Raw genomic sequence first — 19869 nt, 5'->3', positions numbered from 1 at the left:
CGGGGGCCGATCAGGTCACTTCGGGTGGTGCGTGATCACTTCTTGGAGGGGCCGACCAGCACCGTGACGGTGCTGCCGTCCCTGGCCTCGTGAAGGATCGTGATGCGCGTGTTGGTCGGGGAGACCTTCACGCTGCCGGTGGGGTTCGCCGACGACCAGTAGGAGTTCTTGTCGTCGAAGACCGGGACCCCCGGCTGGCTCGCGACCTTGGTGGCGACACCGTTCTTGTGCAGGGTGATCGCGTCGGTGCGGGCCCGGGTGAACGTGGAGTCGTAGGACTGCACGCGGTTGCGCATGACCGTGCCGTCCGACCACTTCAGCGCCTTGGGGTGGGCGTCGATCGGGAGGATCTTGCCGGAACCGGCGTGCTCGCTGACGTTGTTGTCGTCCTGCGAGGTGTCCCACAGCCAGATCAGCAGGCCGTTCTGGTACGCGTAGTGCTCGACCCAGTTGTCCTTGGTGCTGGCCCAGCCGAAGTTGTAGGGGCCGACCTTCAGGGTCTTGTCGTACGAGACGTACTGCCGGTTCTCCGCGATGTAGTACTGCGCGTAGTCCTCGGAGAACGTGGAGCCCTTGGTCGAGAAGCCCTTCGCGGTCCAGCCGTTGTCACCGGACTCGGCGCCGTCGCTCAGCACGGTCGCGCCGTCGGCGGTCACGGTGATCGCGTCGGCGAGGAAGCCCTTCAGGGCCACGCCGCCGTCGGACTGGTAGCGGAAGCGGAGCTTGACCGACTGGCCCGCGTAGGCGTCCAGCGGGAGCACCATGTCCTGGTAGGACGTCGCGCTGCCGGTCAGGGCCGGCTTGTCGCTGGCGTCGCGCGGGAGCGGGGCGCCGCCGATGGTGCCGTCGAGCGCGGTCCAGGTGGAGCCGCCGTCGGTGGACACCTCGGTGTAGAGGTAGTCGTAGCTGCGCTCGATGTCGTACCAGGCCTTGAGGGACAGGCTCGCCGAGCTCTTCCCGGTCAGGTCGACGTCACGGGTGAGGGTGTTGCTCAGGTCGTTGCCCTTGCCGCTCCACCACTGCCTGGTGCCCTCGGCCGGGGTCGCCAGCTGGGTGGTCACGGTCTTCTTGGGGAGCGTGACGACCAGGCCCTGCTTCTTCGCGGTGTTGTACTCCGCGACACCGAGGGTGGTGGACGAGATCTTGCCGGCCTTGGCGGTGGCGTAGTTCAGCCAGCCGAGCTGCAGCTTGTCCCAGGCGGTCATGTCGCCGGGCAGGTCACCGATGGTGTCCTTGCCCTCACCGAGCCAGGAACCGGACGACATCAGCGTCCAGAAGCCCGTGGAGTTCTCGGCGGTGTTGGTGGTGTCGTAGTGGTCCGGCAGACCGAGGTCGTGGCCGTACTCGTGGGCGAAGACGCCGAGGCCGCCGTTCTCCGGCTGGACGGTGTAGTCGCCGACCCAGACGCCCGTGTCGCCGATCTGGGTGCCGCCGAGCAGGTTGCCCTCCGGGCCGGTGGCACCGATGTCGGTGCCGTAGGCGTACCACCGGTGGGCCCAGATCGCGTCCTCGCCCTGGGCGCCGCCGCCGGCGGACTCGTCCTCACCGGCGTGCACGATCTGGAAGTGGTCGATGTAGCCGTCGGACTCGTTGAAGTTGCCGTCGCCGTCGTAGTCGTAACGGTCCCACTGGTCGTACTCGGCCAGCTTCGCCTTGATCGTGGCGGCGGAGTCACCGGCGGCCTTGCGCGCGGCGACCCACTTGTTCACCGCGTCGGCGACGAGGTTCCAGGTGCAGGTGTCGCACTTGTTGCTGCCGTACCGGGCCTCGTTCCAGTCGACCTTGACCCAGTCGGCGACCTCGCCGGCGACGGAGTAGCGGCCGGAGGACTGCTTCTCGTAGTACTTCGCCATCGACTCCTTGCCGGAGGCCTTGGAGAAGTACAGGTCCTGGAAGTGCTGCTTGTTGTAGTCCGCCTGCCACGCCGTGCTGTTGTCCGTGCGGCGGTCGGGCTTGGCTATCTGGTTGTGCGCGGGGCCGGTCGTGCCGCCGTACTCGGGGTCGACCTTGGTGCCGAACTCGGCCAGGATCACGAAGATCTTGTCGGTCTTCTCGCGCGCGAGCTCGACGTACTTGTTCTTGCCGAGCTTCACCACGTCCGAGGCACCGCGGTCCTCGACCTTGGACTTGCCGGAGATGACCTGCTCGATCGCCTGCTGGCGCTGCGCGGACTGACGCTCGCTCAGCGGGCCCTTCAGATCATGCTCGACGCGCTCCGCCTTCGCCGGGTCATGGCGCACGACACGGGCCTGAGAGTCGGCCTGGGCTGCCGCGACGGGAAAAGCGGTGGCGCCTATTGCGGCGATCGCCACGGCCAGAGCGGCGGATCTGATGGTCCGTCGTTGGCTTATCACGATGTATTGACCTCCCTAGGGTGAAGCCATTGCACCGGAGTGACGCGTGAAAAGACAGATCTTGACTTGACCATGACCGACAAGTACGGTGAGCGACCGCGCCGTTGCAGATAGCGGACACATCGGGCGGTACAAGCCCAGTTCGGCACAAGGCAATTGGCCGGGGGAAGAACGCGATGCGACCCCGTGCGCCCCCCGTGCTTCCGTACCGTGGGTTAGGTCACGCTTACCAGGCGTTCCGCACGGGCATCCCGCAACGTAGGGTCGGTGGTTGGCGTGCCACGTCCGAACCGCCCGGAAGACCGCCCTGGCCGACGCTCCGCCACCATCGACGTATACGAGGACGGATCAGCCATGCCACGTCCCACTCCCGCCCAGCTGACCTACGGTTCCGCGACCGTGGTGCTCTCCACCCTCGCGATGCTGCTGCTCTCCGAGGCGCGATCGGGCATCGCGGTGGCGGTCATCGCCTTCGCGGGACTGGTGCTCGGCGTCCTGGTCGCCGTGACGGCGGCGATCCCGGCCGGCGCCCGCCGCACCAAGCGCGAATTCCCCGTCGAGCGGCACCCGGTCCCCCGGCCCCGCGTCCGCGGCACCGCCGAAACCCGGTTGGGCGAGCACTCGCTGAGGCGCTGAGGCGCCGGGCACCGCACACCCGCGATACGCCGAAGGCCCCGGAGCGCAGGCTCCGGGGCCTTGGTGTTCGATGCGCGCGTCAGACCTTGACGACGACGGTCTTGGCCGCCTTGTCGTGCCAGCACTGGCGGTACGGCTTGTCCCACAGGTGCCAGAGGGCGTTGAGCAGCGGCACAACGAAGCCCACGCAGGGGATCACGTTGCCGACGACGCTCGCACCCGCGTACGTACCGGCGCGGGCCCAGGCCGCGTTGCCGGGGACGGCGCCGTCGGCGAGCCGCGCCACGCGGATTTTCATGACCTTCTTGCCGATGGTCTGGCCGCTGGACTTCAGCATCAGCGCTTCGTAGAGGAAGCTGGCGATGCCGACGAGGAGCGACACCACGGCGACCTTGCCCAGGTCGTCGGGGTCGGTGAACGACGCGCCGAAGGCCGCGAACAGGACGAACGCGAGGACGAGGAAGATCGCCCCGTCGATGAGCCGGGCGACGAAGCGCTGGCCGCTGCCGGCCAGCGGGGGCATGCCCGCCAGGGCCGGGTCCATGGGCATCTGGCCGTAGCCGGGCCCCTGCTGCGGATAGGCGTAGGGCTGCTGCTGCTGCGGGAACGGCTGCTGCTCGTAAGGGTTCTGGCCCTGGGGGTGCGGCTGCTGTCCGTACGGATTCTGTCCGTACGGGTCCTGGCCCCCCGAGCCGCCCTGCGGGTAACCGTAGCCGGGCGGTTGATTCGAACTCATGGAGTGAGTAAATCAGCCGGGCCTGACAACGCATAGACGCAGTTGGTCACGGCACTGCGACGATCAGCCCACAGCGTGCCTTACTCCACCGAAACCACCACGGTTTGCCCCGCTTTGTCGTGCAGGCACTGACGGAACGGCTTGTCCCACGTGCACCAGAGCACTTCGATGATCCAGAAGATCTCGCCGCAGCAAGGGATGATCGGCACCAGCGAGTAGACCGACTCCCGCTTGAGCGCCGCCGCGTTCGACGGATTGGCACCGTCGGCCAGCATGCCGACCCGCACCTTGAGCAGCTTCTTGCCGAGGCTCTGCCCGTACCGGGGGAGCATGAACACCTGGTAGGCCAGGTAGATCACGGCGTAGATCACGCCTTGGGCGAACGACTCGCCGATGGTGGCGTCCACTCCCCAGATCGCCGTGGTGACGCCGAAGACCGGGATGCCGATGATCAGGCCGTCGACGATGCGCGCGACCAGCCTGCGCCCCCGGTTCGCCAGCGGGGGCATCCCCGCGAGGGGATCGGGCTCGGCCGCGCCGCCGTAGGGGTCGCCGCCCGCGTAGGGCCCGCCGCCGTAACCCGGAGGGGGCGGCTGGTCGTAGGGCGAGCCACCGCCGGGCGGGGGCTGGTACGGGGGCGGCTGGTACGGCTGCTGCCCGGGCGGAGGCTGCCCAGGCGGGGGCTGCGCAGGCTCGGACGGCTCCCGGGGCGGCTTGGCGAACGGGTCCTCGGGCTGATCGGTGCTCATGCCCCGAGTGAAACCCGGACGATTCGGCCGCGCCTCCGGCGGGGGCCGTTCGGGTGTCAGCGCTCGCGGGCCACGAAGGTACGTGCCGCCTTGTCGTGCCAGCACTGCCGCCAGGGCCGGTCGAAGAGACACCAGAGCAGCCCGAGGAAGCCGATGACGAGCACGTCCAGCACCGTGTGGGTGAGCCAGCGGCGCAGCGCCTGCCCGAAGCCCGGCTCGTACTGGCTCTCGATGTCCAGCACGCGCAGGCCCAGCAGTTTCTTGCCCAGCGTGCGGCCCCACTTGGCGGTGGGCAGTACCTCGTAGAGCAGTCCGGTGACGAGCGCGACGGCGGCGATGATGCCGAGTTGCACGCCCGTCGTGCCGTCGATCAGCCAGACCGTGACCTCCTCGCCGCTCAGCCGCGCGGCGTCCACCTTGTCGCGCAGGTGCTCGTACGCCGCCGTCCCCAGCGGCACCGCGGCGGCCGCGACGACCGCGCCGACCACCACGGAGTCGATCAGCCGGGCCACCAGGCGCTTCCCCGGCGACGCCGGCCGCGCCTGCTCCTGCGCGGAGGCGAACGGGTCGTTCGCCACCGGCCGCCACGGCGCCGGGGCGGCCGGTTCCCCGCCCTGCGCCGGGACCTGGCGCGCGAGATCGTGCACCTGCTGCGCCCAGGGGACGGGAGCGGGCTGCCGGTCGGGCGCGGCGCTCTCGGTGGGCGCGGACGCCGCCGCGGTCCGGGCCGGCGCGGGCGCCGGGGCGGGGGCGGCGCTCCGCGCGGGGCCGGGGGTGGGGCCGGCGGTCTGCGTCGGCGTGGGAACCGGGGCCTGGGCCTGGGCCGGTGCGGGTGCCTGGGCCCGGACGGGCACCGCGGGCTGCTCCCCGCGTTCGGGGGCGCCCCATGACACCCGGGGCGAGGGGTCCTGCCGGGCCGGGTCGGCGGCCCAGGCCCGCTCCGGCCGGGACTCCTGCTGCGGCTGCGGCTGCTGCTGCACCTGCCGCCCGGTGAGCGTCTCGGGCCCGCGTTCGGCCCGCGGCGCCCGCGGGTCCTCGTCCAGGAACATCGGCCCGGACTCGTCGAGCGCGGGGGTCCACGGCGTCGCCGCCGCCTGCGGCAGCTCGGGGGCCGCGGGCGCGGGCGGCGGCGCCAGCGCGGGACCGGCCGCGGCCACGGCCGCACCGGAGGGCGGCGCGAGGTCCTCCCCGGACTGCGGGGCGGGGCGGCTCGTACCGGGCACCCACGAGGACCCGTTCCAGTACCGGATGTAGCCCGGGATGGACGGGTCCGGGTAATACCCGGGACCGGGCAGGCTCCCGTCGCTGCTACCGGAGGTCATCCGTGACAACTCCCCTCACGACCGACACGCTCGACCAGCCCGCCGTCTCCGGCGTGCAAGGAGGACACTAACGAAGAACGCGGGGAGCGGACGAAAGAAACGATCCATGGGCGAGGATCGGCATTACGGGGCAAATCCCGGCGACCGAACCGATACGCTTCCGAACTGACACCGCCTCGGACGGACGGGGACGTGCGCGCCGCGGAGCCGTGGGCGCGGCGGGGGCGGGGAACGGGAGAGCCGTCGCACGACCGGACGCACCCCAGGCGGGGCGGACGGCGACGTTCCGTGTGTACCCCATCCATTCCGTGAGTGCCGGGCGTTCGGGAAAAATCCTCCCGATCGCCGAAACCCGCGTAATGGTGAAGACCGTATGCGCTCTCTCCCGGTGCGGGCCCCGCGCAGCACCCGCCGCGCAGCACCGCCAGGGGCCTTCGCGCCGAGGAAAGGACGACCAGATGCAGACCGTGGTGGAACGCGAGCTGGAGATGCACCTGGTGCTGTCGCCCGAGCGCAGCGTCGCCGTCCCGGCCAAACTGGCCTACCGGTCGGAGGACCCCTTCGCCGTGCACATCACCTTCCACATCGGCTCGGACTCCCCCGTCAGCTGGACCTTCGCCCGGGAGCTGCTGGTCGAGGGGGTGTTCCGGCCGAGCGGGCACGGGGACGTGCGGATCTGGCCGACGAAGACGGACGGGCGCAGCGTGATCTGCATGGCCCTCAGCTCGCCGGACGGCACCGCGCTGCTGGAGGCGTCCTCGCATCCGGTGGCGGCCTGGCTGGAGCGCAGCCTGCGGGCGGTCCCGCCGGGGACCGAGCTGGACCATCTCGCCATGGACGAGCGGCTGGACGAGCTGCTGGCGCCGGCCGCCGGCGAGCCCGCGCGGGACGACCGCCGTCCGCGCGACCCGTGGCCGGGGGCCGACGAGTCGCCGGACGCGTGAGGCGCCGCCGGCGCCGGCCCTCGGGCGGCCGGTGCGGGCGGCACGGCCGGTGCCGGCGGGCTCAGAAGACCTTGCCCGGGTTGAGGATGCCGAGCGGGTCGAAGACGGCCTTGACGCCGCGCTGCATCTCCACGCCCACCGGGCCGAGTTCGCGCGCCAGCCACTCCTTCTTCAGGACTCCCACGCCGTGCTCCCCGGTGATCGTGCCGCCCAGTTCCAGGCCGAGCGCCATGATCTCGTCGAACGACTCGCGGGCCCGTCCCGACTCCTCGGGATCGGCGGCGTCGAAGCACACCACGGGGTGGGTGTTGCCGTCCCCGGCGTGTGCGCACACCCCGATCGTCAGATCGTGCTTGCGGGCGATCGCCGCGACCCCGTCGAGCATCGCCGCGAGCCTGCCGCGCGGCACGCACACGTCGTCGATCATCGTGGCCGTGGAGACCCGCTCCAGCGCGGGCAGTGCCATCCGGCGGGCCTGGAGCAGCATCTCGGACTCCGCCGCGTCCTCGGCGGGCACCACCTGTGTGGCCCCGGCGGCGGTGCACAGCTCCCCCAGCGCGGCCAGGTCGGCGGCCGGTTCACGGGTGTCGAAGGCGGCCAGCAGCAGGGCCTCGGTCGACTCGGGCAGCCCCATGCTGGTCATGTCGTTGACGGCTCGCACCGTCGTGCCGTCCATCAGCTCCAGCAGTGAGGGCACATGGCCGCCGGCCATGATGTCGCAGACGGCCGCGCAGGCCGCCTCGGCGGAGGGGAACTCGGCCACCAGGGCCAATTGGGCGGGCGGCGCGGGCTTGAGGGCCAGCACGGCCCGTACGACGACGCCGAGGCTGCCCTCGGAGCCGACGAACAGCCGGGTCAGGTCGTAGCCGGCGACGCCCTTGGCGGTGCGCCGTCCGGTGCGCAGCAGCCGCCCGTCGGCGAGGACGACCTCCAGGCCGAGCACGTACTCGGCGGTGACCCCGTACTTCACGCAGCACAGGCCGCCGGAGCCGGTGCCGATGTTGCCGCCGATGGTGCACTGCTCCCAACTGGAGGGGTCCGGCGGGTAGTACAGGCCGCGTTCGGCGACGGCCCGGGACAGCGCGGCGTTGACGACGCCCGGTTCGACGACGGCGACGCGGTCGACGGGGTCGATCTCCAGGATGCGGTCCATCCTGGTGAGGGAGAGCACGATGCAGCCGTCGGAGGCGTTGGCGGCGCCCGACAGGCCGGTGCGGGCTCCCTGGGGCACGACCGGCACCCGCAGCGCGGTGGCGGTCCGCATGACGTGCTGGACCTGCTCCACGGTGCGCGGCAGGACGACCACCGCGGGCGCCCCGGACGGGCAGAAGCTGGCCATGTCGTTCGCGTACGAGGCCGTGACATCGGGGTCGGCGAGGATCGCCTCGTCGGGGAGTCCGGCGCGCAGCCGGTCGATGAGATCGCCCATGCGTCCAGCTTCGCACCGCGCGGCCGCCCGGGGAAGATCACGTCACCGCGCGGATCGCGGGTGTCGCCGGGCCTCCGGGTGTCCGCCGACGGCGAACCGGCACCGGACCACGCCCTCCCCCGCGGGGGCACGGTCCGGCGCCGGAGTCTGCGGCGAGGGGCGGTCGCGGGCCGCCGTGGTGCTCGCGGCGCGATCGCCTCGATGAGGCCTTTGTCATGCCCTTTGCCGGTCTCCATCGAACCGTGCCGTTCGATCAATTCGACGAAGACGGCCGGGTGATCCTGGACAGGCTTGGTGAAGATCCGCGGCGGGCGACCGTCTCGTCACGATCTGCCCGGATCTCCAACGACCCTGCCGCGGTGCCCGGTTCGCGGCTCGCAGCCGCGAGGGGCCGCCCCGGCGTCGGCGGCGGCGCGCTCCGCGGAGGCCGCCGCGCGGGATCGCGTCGGCGCCCCCTCGGCCCTGGCCCGAGGGGGCGCCGACGCGGGAGGGAGCGGCTACAGGTTGCCGCGGCGCTCCTGCTCGCGCTCGATCGCCTCGAAGAGCGCCTTGAAGTTGCCCTTGCCGAAGCCCATCGAGCCGTGCCGCTCGATCATCTCGAAGAAGACCGTCGGACGGTCCTGGACGGGCTTGGTGAAGATCTGCAGCAGGTAGCCGTCCTCGTCCCGGTCCGCCAGGATCTTCAGCTCCCGCAGCGTGTCGATCGGCACACGGGTGTCGCCGACCCACTCGCCCAGGGTGTCGTAGTAGGAGTCGGGGGTGTCCAGGAACTCGACGCCCGCGGCGCGCATGGCGCGGACCGAGGCGACGATGTCGTTGGTGGCGAGGGCGATGTGCTGGACGCCCGGGCCGCCGTAGAACTCCAGGTACTCGTCGATCTGGGACTTCTTCTTGGCGATCGCGGGCTCGTTGATGGGGAACTTGACCTTCAGCGTGCCGTCCGCGACGACCTTCGACATCAGGGCCGAGTACTCGGTGGCGATGTCGTCGCCGACGAACTCCTTCATGTTGGTGAAGCCCATGACGCGGTTGTAGAAGGTCACCCAGTCGTTCATCCTGCCGAGCTCGACGTTGCCGACGCAGTGGTCGATCGCCTGGAAGTAGCGCTTGGCCGGCGGCTCGACGATCGGGTCGGCGGCGACGTAACCGGGCAGGTACGGGCCCTTGTAGGCGCCGCGCTCGACCAGGGTGTGGCGGGTCTGGCCGTAGGTGGCGATGGCGGCCAGGACGACCGTGCCGTACTCGTCGCCGACCTCGTGCGGCTCCTCCAGGCCGGTGGCGCCGTGCGCGAGGGCGTAGTCGTAGGCGGCGCGGACGTCGGGCACCTCCAGCGCCAGGTCCACCACGCCGTCGCCGTGGGCGGCGACGTGCTCCTCGAGGAAACGGCCGTGGTCGGTGACGGCCTTGACCACCGAGGTGAAGACGAAGCGGGCGCCCCCGGACTCCAGCACGTAGGACGCGGTCTCGCGGCTGCCGTTCTCCGGTCCGGAGTAGGCGACGCGCTTCATGCCGAACGCCGTCGAGTAGTAGTGGGCCGCCTGCTTGGCGTTGCCCACCGCGAAGACGACCGCGTCCATTCCCTTGACCGGGAACGGGTCGGCGTCGCCGGGGGTGGGGGAAGTGTGATCCAGGGTCTCAGTCATGGCAGCAGCCTCGCCCCGCACCTCAAGGTGCGCAATAGTTTCCCGAACGACTGGACAGCTTGTACAGCGCATCGCCCATATCGGGCGGCATTCTGTGCAGGGTGACCACCGCCACAGGAGAGACGGGGCCCCATGGGGATCGACCGGCTGGACGGACGGCTGATCAAGCTGCTCGCCGACGAACCGCGGATCGGCGTGCTGGAGGCCTCGCGCCGCCTGGGAGTGGCGCGCGGGACCGTGCAGGCACGACTGGACCGGCTTCAGGCCAATGGGGTGATCCGCGGGTTCGGACCGCAGGTGGACCCGGCCGCGCTGGGCTACCCCGTGACGGCGTTCGCGACGCTGGAGATCAAGCAGGGGCAAGGCCCGGACGTGCGGGCGCATTTGGCGACCGTTCCGGAGGTGCTGGAGCTGCACACCACGACCGGGCACGGGGACATGCTCTGCCGGCTGGTGGCCCGCTCGAACGCCGATCTCCAACGTGTGATCGACCGGGTTGTGGGCTTTGATGGCATTGTGCGGGCCTCCACGGCGATCGTCATGGAGAACCCGGTCCCGCTGCGGATCATCCCGCTGGTCGAGCAGGCGGCACAGGACGCGGACACCTAGGCGAGGGACGGCAGGGGTGATGCCGGATGAGCTTCTGGGAGTACCTCGCCAGCCGTCGCGAGCAGCTGATGATCGACACCTACCAGCAGGCCAGCCTGGTCTTCCAGTGCACGGTGCTGGCGACCGCCATCGGAGTCGCGATCGGGGTGCTCGCCTACCGGCGCGACTGGGCCGCGGCCCTGGCCGTCACCTCCACCGCCACGATCCTCACCATCCCCTCCCTGGCCCTGATCGGCCTGCTCATCCCATGGCTGGGGCTCGGCGTCCCCCCGACCGTGACGGCGCTGACGCTGTACGGGCTGCTGCCGGTGGTCCGCAACGCGATCGTGGGACTGCGCGGGGTCGACCCGGCGCTGGTCGACGCGGCCCGCGGCATCGGCATGTCGCGGGCGGCTGCGCTGGCGCGGGTCGAACTGCCGCTGGCGTGGCCGCCGATCCTGACCGGCATCCGGGTCGCGACGCAGATGCTGATGGGCATCGCCGCGATCGCCGCGTACGCCTCCGGTCCGGGGCTCGGCAACGAGATCTTCCGCGGGATCGCCTCCCTGGGCGGCGCCAACGCGCTCAACCAGGTGCTGGCCGGGACGATCGGCATCGTCGTCCTCGCGCTGCTCTTCGACGCCTGTTACGTACTGCTCGGACGGCTCACCATTCCGCGGGGCATCCGTGGCTGAGGCATCGGGCGCGGCCATCGAGCTGGAGCAGCTGACCAAGTGCTACCCGGGCAGCGTGGAGCCGGCGGTGGACGGCGTGAGCATGGAGATCGGGGCCGGCGAGACGGTGATCTTCGTCGGCCCCTCCGGGTGCGGGAAGTCCACCACGCTGAAGATGATCAACCGGCTGATCGAGCCGACCTCGGGCCGCATCCGCATCGGCGGCGAGGACGTCACCCACATGGACCCGGTGCGGCTGCGCCGCAGGATCGGCTACGCGATCCAGTCCTCCGGGCTGTTCCCGCACATGACGGTGGCGGAGAACGTCGCCCTCGTCCCCCGGATGGCGGGCTGGCCCAGGGCACGGGTCCGGGACCGCGTCGAGGAGATGCTGGACCTGGTCGGGCTCGACCCGCGTGAGTTCCGGGGCCGCTATCCGCGTCAGCTGTCGGGCGGTCAGCAGCAGCGGGTCGGGGTGGCCCGGGCGCTGGCGGCCGATCCCCCGGTGCTGCTGATGGACGAGCCCTTCGGCGCCGTCGACCCGATCACCCGTGACCACCTCCAGGACGAGCTGATCAGGCTGCAGCGCGAACTGCACAAGACGATCGTGTTCGTCACCCACGACTTCGACGAGGCCATCAAGCTCGGCGACCGCATCGCGGTGCTGCGGGAGCGCTCGCACATCGCCCAGTTCGACACCCCCGAGGCGATCCTGACCAATCCGGCCGACGACTTCGTCTCCGGGTTCGTCGGCGCCGGGGCCGCGCTGAAGCGGCTCAACCTGACCCGGGTGCGGGACGTGGGCGTCGCCGACTTCCCGACGGTACGCCTCGACGACCCGCTGCAGGCGATCTTCGACCGGCTGCGCGGGGCGACCGCCACCGGCGAACTGCTGCTGCTCGACCACAAGGGCCGCCCCTACAAGTGGCTGCGGCGCGGCGACCTGATGCGCTCCAGGGGCTCGCTCGCCCGCGCGGGGACGCTGGTCGGATCCACCGTGACCAGGGACGCGACCCTGCGCGACGCCCTGGAGGCGGTGCTCACCGACAGCAGCGGACGGGTCGCGGTGACCGGCCGCCGCGGGGAGTTCACCGGCGTGGTGGACATGGAGACGCTGCTCAACTCCGTCCACGAACTGCTGGAGGAGGACCGCCTCGCGGCCCTGGAGCACCGCCATGAGCTGGAGGAGCTGCGCGCCCCGCAGACCCGGGCCGAACAGGAGGCCTCCGACCACGAGCCGGGGGCCCGGGCGTGACGCCCGCCGCCGGCGGTCCGCCCGGCGGACCGGGAGGCCCCGCCACGGCTCCCGGGGCCGGGCGCGGCACGGCGGGCCCGGACGATCCGGCGGCCGGCGAGGGCCCCGGCGACGAACCGGCCCCGCCCGCCGCCGGACCGCCGCGACGGCTGACCTGGCCGAAGCTGCTGGTCACACCCGTCGCGCTCGCTCTCGTCCTGCTCGCCACACATCTGTGGATCACCGGCATCACGCTCGACTCGATCGCCGAGAACGCGCTGGTCGGCGACACCGTCCGGGTGCGGCTGTGGCAGCACGTCAGGCTGACCGCGATCTCCACCTTCTGGGTGCTCGTCATCGCCGTCCCGCTCGGTGTCGCGTTGACCCGGCGGCGGCTGCGGCCGGCCGCGCCGGTGGTCACGGCGATCGCCAACATCGGGCAGGCGACGCCCGCCATCGGAATGCTCGCGCTGCTGGTGATCTGGCTGGGCATCGGACCGCGCACGGCGCTGATCGGCATGGTGGTGTACGCGGTGCTGCCGGTGCTGTCCAACACCATGGCGGGGCTGCGGGCCATCGACCCCACCCTGATCGAGGCCTCGCGGGGCATCGGGATGTCGGCGGCCGGAACGCTGTCCCGGATCGAGCTGCCGCTGGCCGTACCGCTGATCCTGGCGGGCGTGCGGACCGCGCTGGTGCTCAACGTGGGCACCGCCACGCTCGCCACCTTCGTCGGCGGCGGCGGTCTCGGCGACATCATCACCACCGGGATCGTCACCCAGCGCATGCCGGTGCTGGTGCTCGGTTCGGTGCTGACCGTCGTACTGGCGCTGCTGGTGGACTGGCTGGCGTCGCTGGCCGAGCAACTGCTGCGCCCGCACGGCCTGGAGACGGGATGACCCGCCGCCGCGCGCTCGCCGCGGGCCTCCTGCTGCTCCTCGCCTGCGCCCCGGGCTGCGGGCTCAAGAGCGGCAGCCCCCTCGTCGACGACGTGCGCCCCGGAACCCTGGGGAAGGGCCTGCCGCTCAAGGGCGCCTCGCTCACGGTCACGTCCAAGAGCTTCAGCGAGCAGATCATCCTGGGCTCGATGATCGGCCTGATCTTCAAGGCGGCGGGCGCCGAGGTGCTGGACCGCACGAACATCCAGGGCTCCATCGGGGCCCGGGAGGCGATCAAGTCCGGTGCCGCGGACGCCATGTACGAGTACACGGGCACCGCCTGGATCACCTATCTGGGCAACGACGAGCCCATCACCGACCCGGTGGAGCAGTGGCGGGCCGTCCGCGACGCCGATCTGCGCAACGGCATCACCTGGCTGCGGCCGTCCACCCTGGACAACACCTACGCGCTCGCCGTCAGCCGGGAGAAGAACCGCCCCTACGGGCTGCGGACCCTGTCCGACGTCGCCGCCCTGTCGAGGAGGGACCCCGCGGCCGTCACCCTCTGCGTGGAGAACGAGTTCGCCTCGCGGGACGACGGCCTGCCCGGCATGGAGAAGGCGTACGGGATGGACCTGCCCTCCTCCGCCATCCGCAAGATGGACACCGGGATCATCTACACCCAGATCGCCAAGCCGGGTTCCTGCCTGCTCGGCGAGGTCTACACGACCGACGGCCGGATCGCCTCCCTCGATCTGCAGGTCATGGAGGACGACAAGCACTTCTTCCCCAACTACGACGCCGCGCCCGTCGTCAACAGCGAGGTGCTGGAACGCTGGCCGGCCATCCGCGGCCTGCTCGACCCGCTGTCGGCGAAGCTGACCACCGACGTCGGCCGGGAGCTCAACGCGAAGGTCGACGTGGAGGGCGAGGACCCGCACGAGGTCGCCAAGGAGTGGCTGGTCGAGGAGGGCTTCGTCACGGCGGGCTGAGCGGCGTCGCGCGATAGGTGCAAAGAAAGCATTGCAAAGAAGTCTTTGCACGCTCTACGGTGAACCCGTGCCCGACGAACCCGCCACCGGCGCGCCCGGCCCCGGCGTCATCAGCCTCGACCCGCGGACCCTGCGCGGCCTCGCCCACCCCCTGCGCATCCGCCTGCTCGCCGCGCTGCGCGAGTACGGGCCGGCCACCGCCTCGGGCCTGGCGGCCCGGCTCGGCGAGTCCAGCGGCGCTACCAGCTACCACCTGCGGCAGCTGGCGGCGTACGGGTTCGTGGAGGAGGACCCGGGGCGCGGCACCGCCCGCGAGCGCTGGTGGAAGGCCGCGCACAGCGGCACCCGCTTCAACGCCGCGGGTTTCCTGGCCCACGCCGACCCCGATGTGCGCGCCGCCATCGGCCTGCTCGGCCGGGAGGTCGCCGCGACCCACGCCGCGGAGCTTCAGGCCTGGCTCGACTCTCTGGACGGCTGGTCGCCGCAATGGCGCGAGGCCTTCGACCTCAGCGACTTCGCCCTGCGGCTCACGCCCGGGCGGGCCCGCGCCCTGCGGGCCGAGCTGCACGCCGTGGTGGAGAGCTACCGCGACGCGGACACCGGACAACCCGACGAAGGCGACGACGCCGCACTCGTCCGGGTCCATCTGCACGCCTTTCCGCGCGCCGCGGACTGACCGCACCGACCACCACGGGGGAACGCACATGGACACCGGAACCGGCATATCCGACGGCACCCGGCGGGCCGCGGGGCCCGGCCGGGCCGGCGACCCCAGGCCACTGCGCCTGGTCCTGGCCGCCAACGTCGTCTCCATCAGCGGCAATTCGCTCACCGTGCTCGCCGTCCCCTGGTTCGTGCTGCAGACCACCGGCAGCGCCGCCCGCGCGGGCCTGGCGGCCTTCTGCGCGACACTGCCGGTCGTGGTCTCCGCGCTCGTCGGCGGGCCGGTCATCGACCGCTTCGGGCGGCGCAGGTCGTCGGTGCTCTCGGACACGGTGTGCGCGGTCGCCGTCGCGGCCGTCCCGCTGCTCCACTTCGCGGGCGTGCTGCGCTTCTGGCAGCTGTGCGCCCTCATGGCCGTCTGCGGGCTCTTCCACGCCCCCGGCGAGACCGCGCGCGAGGTGCTGCTGCCCGTACTGGCCGAGCGCGCCGGAACCCCGCTGGGACGCGCCGCGGGCTACTTCGACGGCGCCTCACGCGGGGCCCGGATGCTGGGCGCCTCGCTCGGCGGGGTGCTCATCGCCGTCCTGGGCGCGGAGACGGTCCTCCTGGTGGACGCCGCCACCTTCGGCGTCTCCGCGGCCCTGATCGCCTTCGGCGTCCGCGGGCTGGCGGGTGCCGAACCGGCGAAGGACGCGGCGCCGGTCTCCCTGCGCACCTACCGGGCCGAACTGCGCGAGGGCTACGCCTTCCTGATCCGCAGCCGGCTGCTGCTCGCCATCACCCTGATGGTCATGGTCACCAACGGCCTGGACGCGGGCTGGAGTTCGGTGTTGCTGCCCGTGCACGCCGAAAGAGAGCTCGGGGGCGCCGTCCAGCTCGGCCTGCTGTCCGGCCTCTTCGGGGCGGGTGCCCTCGCCGGGGCGCTGCTGTACGGCGCGGTGGGCCACCGTATGCCGCGGTGGCCGGTCTACACGCTGTGCTTCCTGCTCTGCGGGGCGCCCCGGTTCGTGGTCGCCGCGTGGCTGCCCGGGTGGGGAGCCCTGGCCGTCACCATGGTGGCGGGCGGTATCGCGGCGGGGGCCCTCAACCCGATCCTGTCGACGGTGACCTTCGAGAACGTCCCGGACGAGCTGCGCACCCGCGTGCTGGGCACCCTGGGGGCCGGGGTGCTGCTCACCACCCCGATGGGCGGGCTGGCCGCGGGCTACCTGGTGGACGGCGTCGGACTGGCCGGCGCGCTGCTCCTGACGGGCGGGGCGTACCTGCTGGCGACGCTGTGCCCGCTGGTCTTCCCCTCCTGGCGGCGCATGGACGCGGAGCGGCCGGCCTAGCAGCTGGGGACCTTGCCCCCGCGGTCGAGGGCGTCCAGGGCGTCGATCGCGCCGTCGAGCGTGGTGACCGGCACCAGGCGCAGCCCCTTGGGGAGTTCGGCCTTGGCGTCGGAGCACTCGGCCTTGGGGACGAGGAAGACGGTCGCGCCGTCGCGCCGGGCGGCCTGCTCCTTGAGCGGGACGCCGCCCACCGGGCCGACCTTGCCGCCGGCGGTGATCGTCCCCGTACCGGCGATCCTGCGGCCGCCGGTGAGGTCGCCGCCCCGGCCGTTGCCGTCGATCTTGTCGATGATGCCCAGGCTGAACATCAGGCCCGCGCTGGGCCCGCCGACGTCCGCCAGGTGGAGCGTCACCTCGACGTCCGAGGAGGACAGGCCCAGCTGCCGCAGGGCCGCGGCGGTGGCGTCCTGCTGCGACTCGGTCATCTCCGCCCGGTTGTGCTTCTCGATCTCCTTGACGGTGCCGCCGGTCGGGTAGACCGCGTCGCGCGGCATGACGGCCTCGTCGGTGGCGAACCACGCCTTGAGGACGTCGCCGAAGCGGACGACGGCGTCGGGGTTGGTCGCCGCGATGGTCGTCATCCGCAGCTGGCCCGAGGTGTCGCGGGTCTCGGTACCGGTGATCGTGATCACCTGCTTGCCCTGGTCCTTGCCGAGGACGTCGGCCGTCAGTCCGGGCACGACGATCGAGATCGGCAGAGGCGCGAACAGGGCCACCGCCAGCAGCGCGGCCACGAGGGCGGCGCAGACGACGAGGGTCCGGTTCCGGGCGGAGGCGAAAGGCATGGGGTGAATGTAGTTCACGGTGGCGCGGGGGACGTGCCGGGCCCCGGGGCCGCCCCCGCCGGGACGGGACCGGACCGCCGTCTAACGCAGGGCGTCGGCGACCTCCATCGCGGCCTCGACGACCCGGGGACCCACCCGTTCGGGTATCGCGTCGGCGAGCATCACCACGCCGACGCTGCCCTCGATGCCGGGCACGCCCACCAGCGGGGCCGCGGCACCGCTCGCCCCGGCCTCCAGCTCGCCGTGGGTGAGGACGTAGCCGGGGCCCTCGGCGCACCGCGGATCCGGCTCGTACGGCTGCACGCTGCGTCCGGCGAGGATCGCCCGGCCGGCGGCGCCGCGGTCCAGGGAGTGCCGGAAACCGGTGCGGTAGGCGACGTGGTAGTCGGTCCAGCTGGGTTCGACGACGGCCACGGCGAGTGCCTCGCTGCCGTCGACCAACGTCAGGTGGGCGGTGGCGCCGATGTCCTCGGCGAGGGAGCGCAGGGCGGGGAGCGCGGCCTCGCGCAGCAGCGGATGCACCTGGTGCGCCAGGCGCAGGACACCAAGACCGACCCGGGCGCGGCCGCCGAGATCGCGGCGGACCAGGGAGTGCTGCTCCAGCGTGGCCAGGAGGCGGTAGACCACCGTGCGGTTGACGCCCAGCTTCGCCGCCAGTTCGGTGACGGTCAGTCCGTGGTCGGTGTCGGCCAACAGCTTCAGGACCCGCAGGCCCCGATCGAGCGTCTGAGAGGTCTCCGCGGTCACGACGCCCCCTTCTCGTGTGAGTGGCGGCTCATCTCTCACGGCGGGAGCACTGCCGGTCCCGCGGCAGAGCGCGGAGAGGCCACCGGTCTGGCGGTACCGGCTGGCGCCCCGAGGCTGCTCTGCCACGGCGCGTTGCGTGACCGGAACGGTAGCGATGCGTACCGCTCAGCGGAAGACTTCGTCCACAATCCGGTCACGCGAATGAGGTAGCGGGCCCGACGGGCGCAAATCTTCCGCCGAACAACCACTCACGCCGCAAGATTCACACTCGCGCTGACGAACCGTCACACCCGCTCCCGAGCACCCCGGATGACGGCTCCGCCGCCGCTCAGCGCATCCGGGTGGCCCACTCCTGGATCTTCTTGATGCGCTCGTTGAGCTGCCCCGCCGTCGCCTCCGCGCTCGGCGGACCGCCGCACACCCGGCGCAACTCGTTGTGGATGACGCCGTGCGGCTTCCCGCTCTGGTGGTTGTACGCGGCGACCATCGTGTTGAGCTTCTTGCGCAGCTCCAGCAGCTCCTTGTGCGTCACGATCGGGCGCCGCTCGGCGGGCAGTTCCAGCAGGTCCGCCTCGTCGTCCGGCCTCTTCCTGCTGTGCGCGATCTGCCGGGCCTGACGCCTCTGCAGCAGCAACTGCACCTGGTCGGGCTCGAGAAGGCCCGGAATGCCCAGGTAGTCCTGCTCCTCCTCGCTGCCCGGATGCGCCTGCATGCCGAACTCGGCCCCGTCGTAGAGCACACGGTCGAAGACGGCGTCGGACTCCAGCGCCTCGAAGGGCAGCATGTCCTGCTCCCCGGTGTCCTCGTCCTGCTGCTTCTCGGCCTCCGCGAGCTCCTTCTCGGACTCCGCGTACGGGTCCTCCTCGCCCTCCTTCTTGGGCTTGTCGAGGGCGTGGTCGCGCTCCACCTCCATCTCGTTGGCGAAGCCCAGCAGCATGGGGATGGTCGGGAGGAAGACCGAGGCCGTCTCACCGCGGCGGCGGGACCGCACGAAGCGGCCGACCGCCTGCGCGAAGAACAGCGGAGTGGAGATGGTGGTCGCGTAGACCCCGACGGCCAGCCGCGGTACGTCCACGCCCTCCGACACCATGCGGACCGCGACCATCCAGCGGTCGTCGCTCCCGCTGAACTCCTCGATGCGGGAGGAGGCGCCGGTGTCGTCCGACAGCACGACCGTCGCCTTGTGCCCGGTGATCTCCCGGATCAGCTTGGCGTACGAGCGGGCCGAGTCCTGGTCGGTGGCGATGACGAGGGCGCCGGCGTCCGGGATGGACTTGCGGACCTCCGTCAGCCGCTTGTCCGCGGCGCGCAGCACGTTCGGGATCCACTCACCGGTCGGCGCGAGCGCGGTCCGCCAGGCCTGGCCGATCGCGTCCCTGGTCATCGGCTCGCCGAGCCGCGCGGAGATCTCGTCGCCGGCCTTCGTCCGCCACCGCATGTTGCCGCTGTAGGAGAGGAAGATCACAGGCCGCACGACGCCGTCGGCGAGGGCGTTGCCGTAGCCGTACGTGTAGTCGGCGGAGGACCGGCGGATGCCGTCGTTGCCCTCCTCGTACGTCACGAAGGGAATGGGGTTGGTGTCCGACCGGAACGGCGTCCCGGTCAGCGCCAGGCGCCGCGTCGCCGGCTCGAACGCCTCCAGGCACGCCTCACCCCAGGACCGGCTGTCGCCCGCGTGGTGGATCTCGTCCAGGATCACCAGCGTCTTGCGCTGCTCGCAGCGGTTGCGGTGCAGCATCGGGCGCACACCGACACCCGCGTAGGTCACCGCGACCCCGTGGTACTCCTTGCCGACCGGGCCCGCGCTGTACTCCGGGTCCAGCTTGATGCCTATCCGGGCCGCGGCCTCCGCCCACTGCTTCTTCAGGTGCTCGGTGGGGGCCACGACGGTGATCTGCTGCACGAGGTGGTTGTGGAGCAGGTACGAGGCCAGCGTGAGCGCGAACGTCGTCTTGCCGGCACCCGGGGTCGCGACGGCCAGGAAGTCGCGCGGCTGCGCGGCGATGTAGCGGTCGAGCGCGCCCTGCTGCCAGGCCCGCAGCTTGCCGGCGGTGCCCCAGGGGGCGCGGCCGGGGAAGGCGGGCGACAGGTGGTGCGGGGTGCTTGCGGTGTGCGGGGCGGTGGTAGTCACGGTCTCCGGCGGCGGGTCGGGTACGACAACCGT

The 19869-nt window shown here is 71.7% G+C and carries 18 protein-coding genes and 1 pseudogene; 9 read left to right on the top strand and 10 right to left on the bottom strand.

The genetic code is table 11. The features are described from left to right. Positions 1 to 35: 35 nt before the first annotated feature. The gene (locus tag AB0F62_RS16685) at positions 36 to 2354 is read right to left on the bottom strand and encodes an immune inhibitor A domain-containing protein (protein WP_361798482.1); all 2319 of its coding nucleotides are present in this window, start codon (positions 2352 to 2354) and stop codon (positions 36 to 38) included. Between the two features lie 354 nt (positions 2355 to 2708). Between AB0F62_RS16685 and AB0F62_RS16680 the strand changes: the two genes are divergently transcribed. Further along, complete coding sequence (locus tag AB0F62_RS16680) at positions 2709 to 2990, top strand: hypothetical protein (protein WP_361798479.1); 282 nt, start codon at positions 2709 to 2711, stop codon at positions 2988 to 2990. A 79-nt stretch (positions 2991 to 3069) separates the two neighbouring features. On the opposite strand, the gene AB0F62_RS16675 is transcribed toward AB0F62_RS16680, so the two are convergent. The 3 genes from AB0F62_RS16675 to AB0F62_RS16665 all read right to left on the bottom strand — a co-directional run bounded on the left by AB0F62_RS16675 (position 3070) and on the right by AB0F62_RS16665 (position 5797). Further along, entirely contained in the window at positions 3070 to 3726 is a 657-nt protein-coding gene (locus AB0F62_RS16675) for an RDD family protein (protein ID WP_361798476.1), read from the bottom strand. Positions 3727 to 3806: 80 nt separating this feature from the next. Further along, on the bottom strand, positions 3807 to 4475 hold the full coding sequence (locus AB0F62_RS16670) for an RDD family protein (protein WP_361798473.1): 669 nt from the start codon (positions 4473 to 4475) through the stop codon (positions 3807 to 3809). Positions 4476 to 4531: 56 nt separating this feature from the next. After that, entirely contained in the window at positions 4532 to 5797 is a 1266-nt protein-coding gene (locus AB0F62_RS16665) for an RDD family protein (RefSeq protein ID WP_361798471.1), read from the bottom strand. Between the two features lie 458 nt (positions 5798 to 6255). On the opposite strand from AB0F62_RS16665, the gene AB0F62_RS16660 reads away from it, so the two are divergent. After that, positions 6256 to 6741 (top strand): SsgA family sporulation/cell division regulator, encoded by a 486-nt coding sequence (locus tag AB0F62_RS16660; protein WP_361798468.1) that lies wholly within the window; start codon positions 6256 to 6258, stop codon positions 6739 to 6741. A gap of 61 nt (positions 6742 to 6802) precedes the next feature. Here AB0F62_RS16660 and AB0F62_RS16655 read toward each other — a convergent pair whose 3' ends face one another. The 3 genes and pseudogenes from AB0F62_RS16655 to hppD all read right to left on the bottom strand — a co-directional run bounded on the left by AB0F62_RS16655 (position 6803) and on the right by hppD (position 9813). Then, positions 6803 to 8170, bottom strand: a complete 1368-nt coding sequence (locus tag AB0F62_RS16655) for an FAD-linked oxidase C-terminal domain-containing protein (RefSeq protein ID WP_361798465.1) — start codon at positions 8168 to 8170, stop codon at positions 6803 to 6805. A 191-nt stretch (positions 8171 to 8361) separates the two neighbouring features. Continuing rightward, positions 8362 to 8516: pseudogene (locus AB0F62_RS16650) on the bottom strand (4-hydroxyphenylpyruvate dioxygenase); the annotation flags it as partial. Between the two features lie 151 nt (positions 8517 to 8667). Next, positions 8668 to 9813, bottom strand: coding sequence for a 4-hydroxyphenylpyruvate dioxygenase (gene hppD, locus AB0F62_RS16645; RefSeq protein WP_361798462.1), 1146 nt, complete (start codon positions 9811 to 9813; stop codon positions 8668 to 8670). Between the two features lie 132 nt (positions 9814 to 9945). Here hppD and AB0F62_RS16640 point away from each other — a divergent pair, with 132 nt between their 5' ends. From AB0F62_RS16640 to AB0F62_RS16610, 7 genes are all read left to right on the top strand, one after another. Beyond that, on the top strand, positions 9946 to 10422 hold the full coding sequence (locus AB0F62_RS16640; protein ID WP_361798459.1) for an Lrp/AsnC family transcriptional regulator: 477 nt from the start codon (positions 9946 to 9948) through the stop codon (positions 10420 to 10422). Positions 10423 to 10448: 26 nt separating this feature from the next. Then, positions 10449 to 11096 (top strand): ABC transporter permease, encoded by a 648-nt coding sequence (locus AB0F62_RS16635; protein ID WP_361798456.1) that lies wholly within the window; start codon positions 10449 to 10451, stop codon positions 11094 to 11096. Beyond that, the gene (locus AB0F62_RS16630) at positions 11089 to 12330 is read left to right on the top strand and encodes an ATP-binding cassette domain-containing protein (protein WP_361798453.1); all 1242 of its coding nucleotides are present in this window, start codon (positions 11089 to 11091) and stop codon (positions 12328 to 12330) included. Before AB0F62_RS16635 ends, AB0F62_RS16630 begins: the two co-directional genes overlap by 8 nt. Further along, a complete protein-coding gene (locus AB0F62_RS16625; protein ID WP_361798450.1) occupies positions 12327 to 13208 on the top strand; it encodes an ABC transporter permease in 882 nt (293 codons plus the stop codon). Before AB0F62_RS16630 ends, AB0F62_RS16625 begins: the two co-directional genes overlap by 4 nt. Beyond that, complete coding sequence (locus AB0F62_RS16620; RefSeq protein ID WP_361798447.1) at positions 13205 to 14179, top strand: glycine betaine ABC transporter substrate-binding protein; 975 nt, start codon at positions 13205 to 13207, stop codon at positions 14177 to 14179. The genes AB0F62_RS16625 and AB0F62_RS16620 overlap by 4 nt, the downstream gene beginning before the upstream one ends. Positions 14180 to 14246: 67 nt before the next feature. Further along, positions 14247 to 14855, top strand: coding sequence for a helix-turn-helix domain-containing protein (locus AB0F62_RS16615; protein ID WP_361798444.1), 609 nt, complete (start codon positions 14247 to 14249; stop codon positions 14853 to 14855). A gap of 28 nt (positions 14856 to 14883) precedes the next feature. Continuing rightward, positions 14884 to 16173: an MFS transporter gene (locus AB0F62_RS16610; RefSeq protein ID WP_361798441.1), complete on the top strand. Its 1290-nt coding sequence runs from the start codon at positions 14884 to 14886 to the stop codon at positions 16171 to 16173. On the opposite strand, the gene AB0F62_RS16605 is transcribed toward AB0F62_RS16610, so the two are convergent. The 3 genes from AB0F62_RS16605 to AB0F62_RS16595 form a co-directional block, all read right to left on the bottom strand. Beyond that, positions 16170 to 16958 carry a S16 family serine protease gene (locus AB0F62_RS16605; RefSeq protein WP_361798438.1) on the bottom strand — a complete coding sequence of 263 codons (789 nt, stop codon included), beginning with the start codon at positions 16956 to 16958 and terminating at the stop codon, positions 16170 to 16172. The genes AB0F62_RS16610 and AB0F62_RS16605 overlap by 4 nt on opposite strands. An 81-nt stretch (positions 16959 to 17039) precedes the next feature. Beyond that, positions 17040 to 17705, bottom strand: coding sequence for a helix-turn-helix domain-containing protein (locus tag AB0F62_RS16600; RefSeq protein ID WP_361798435.1), 666 nt, complete (start codon positions 17703 to 17705; stop codon positions 17040 to 17042). Positions 17706 to 18033: 328 nt separating this feature from the next. Continuing rightward, the gene (locus tag AB0F62_RS16595) at positions 18034 to 19836 is read right to left on the bottom strand and encodes a DEAD/DEAH box helicase (protein ID WP_361798432.1); all 1803 of its coding nucleotides are present in this window, start codon (positions 19834 to 19836) and stop codon (positions 18034 to 18036) included. Positions 19837 to 19869: the final 33 nt, after the last annotated feature.

It is taken from the genome of Streptomyces sp. NPDC026673 (genome assembly GCF_040638135.1).
GTDB lineage: Bacteria > Actinomycetota > Actinomycetes > Streptomycetales > Streptomycetaceae > Actinacidiphila.
Note: the sequence above shows the minus strand (reverse complement) of the source record. Positions and strands in the feature narration are given on the sequence as shown.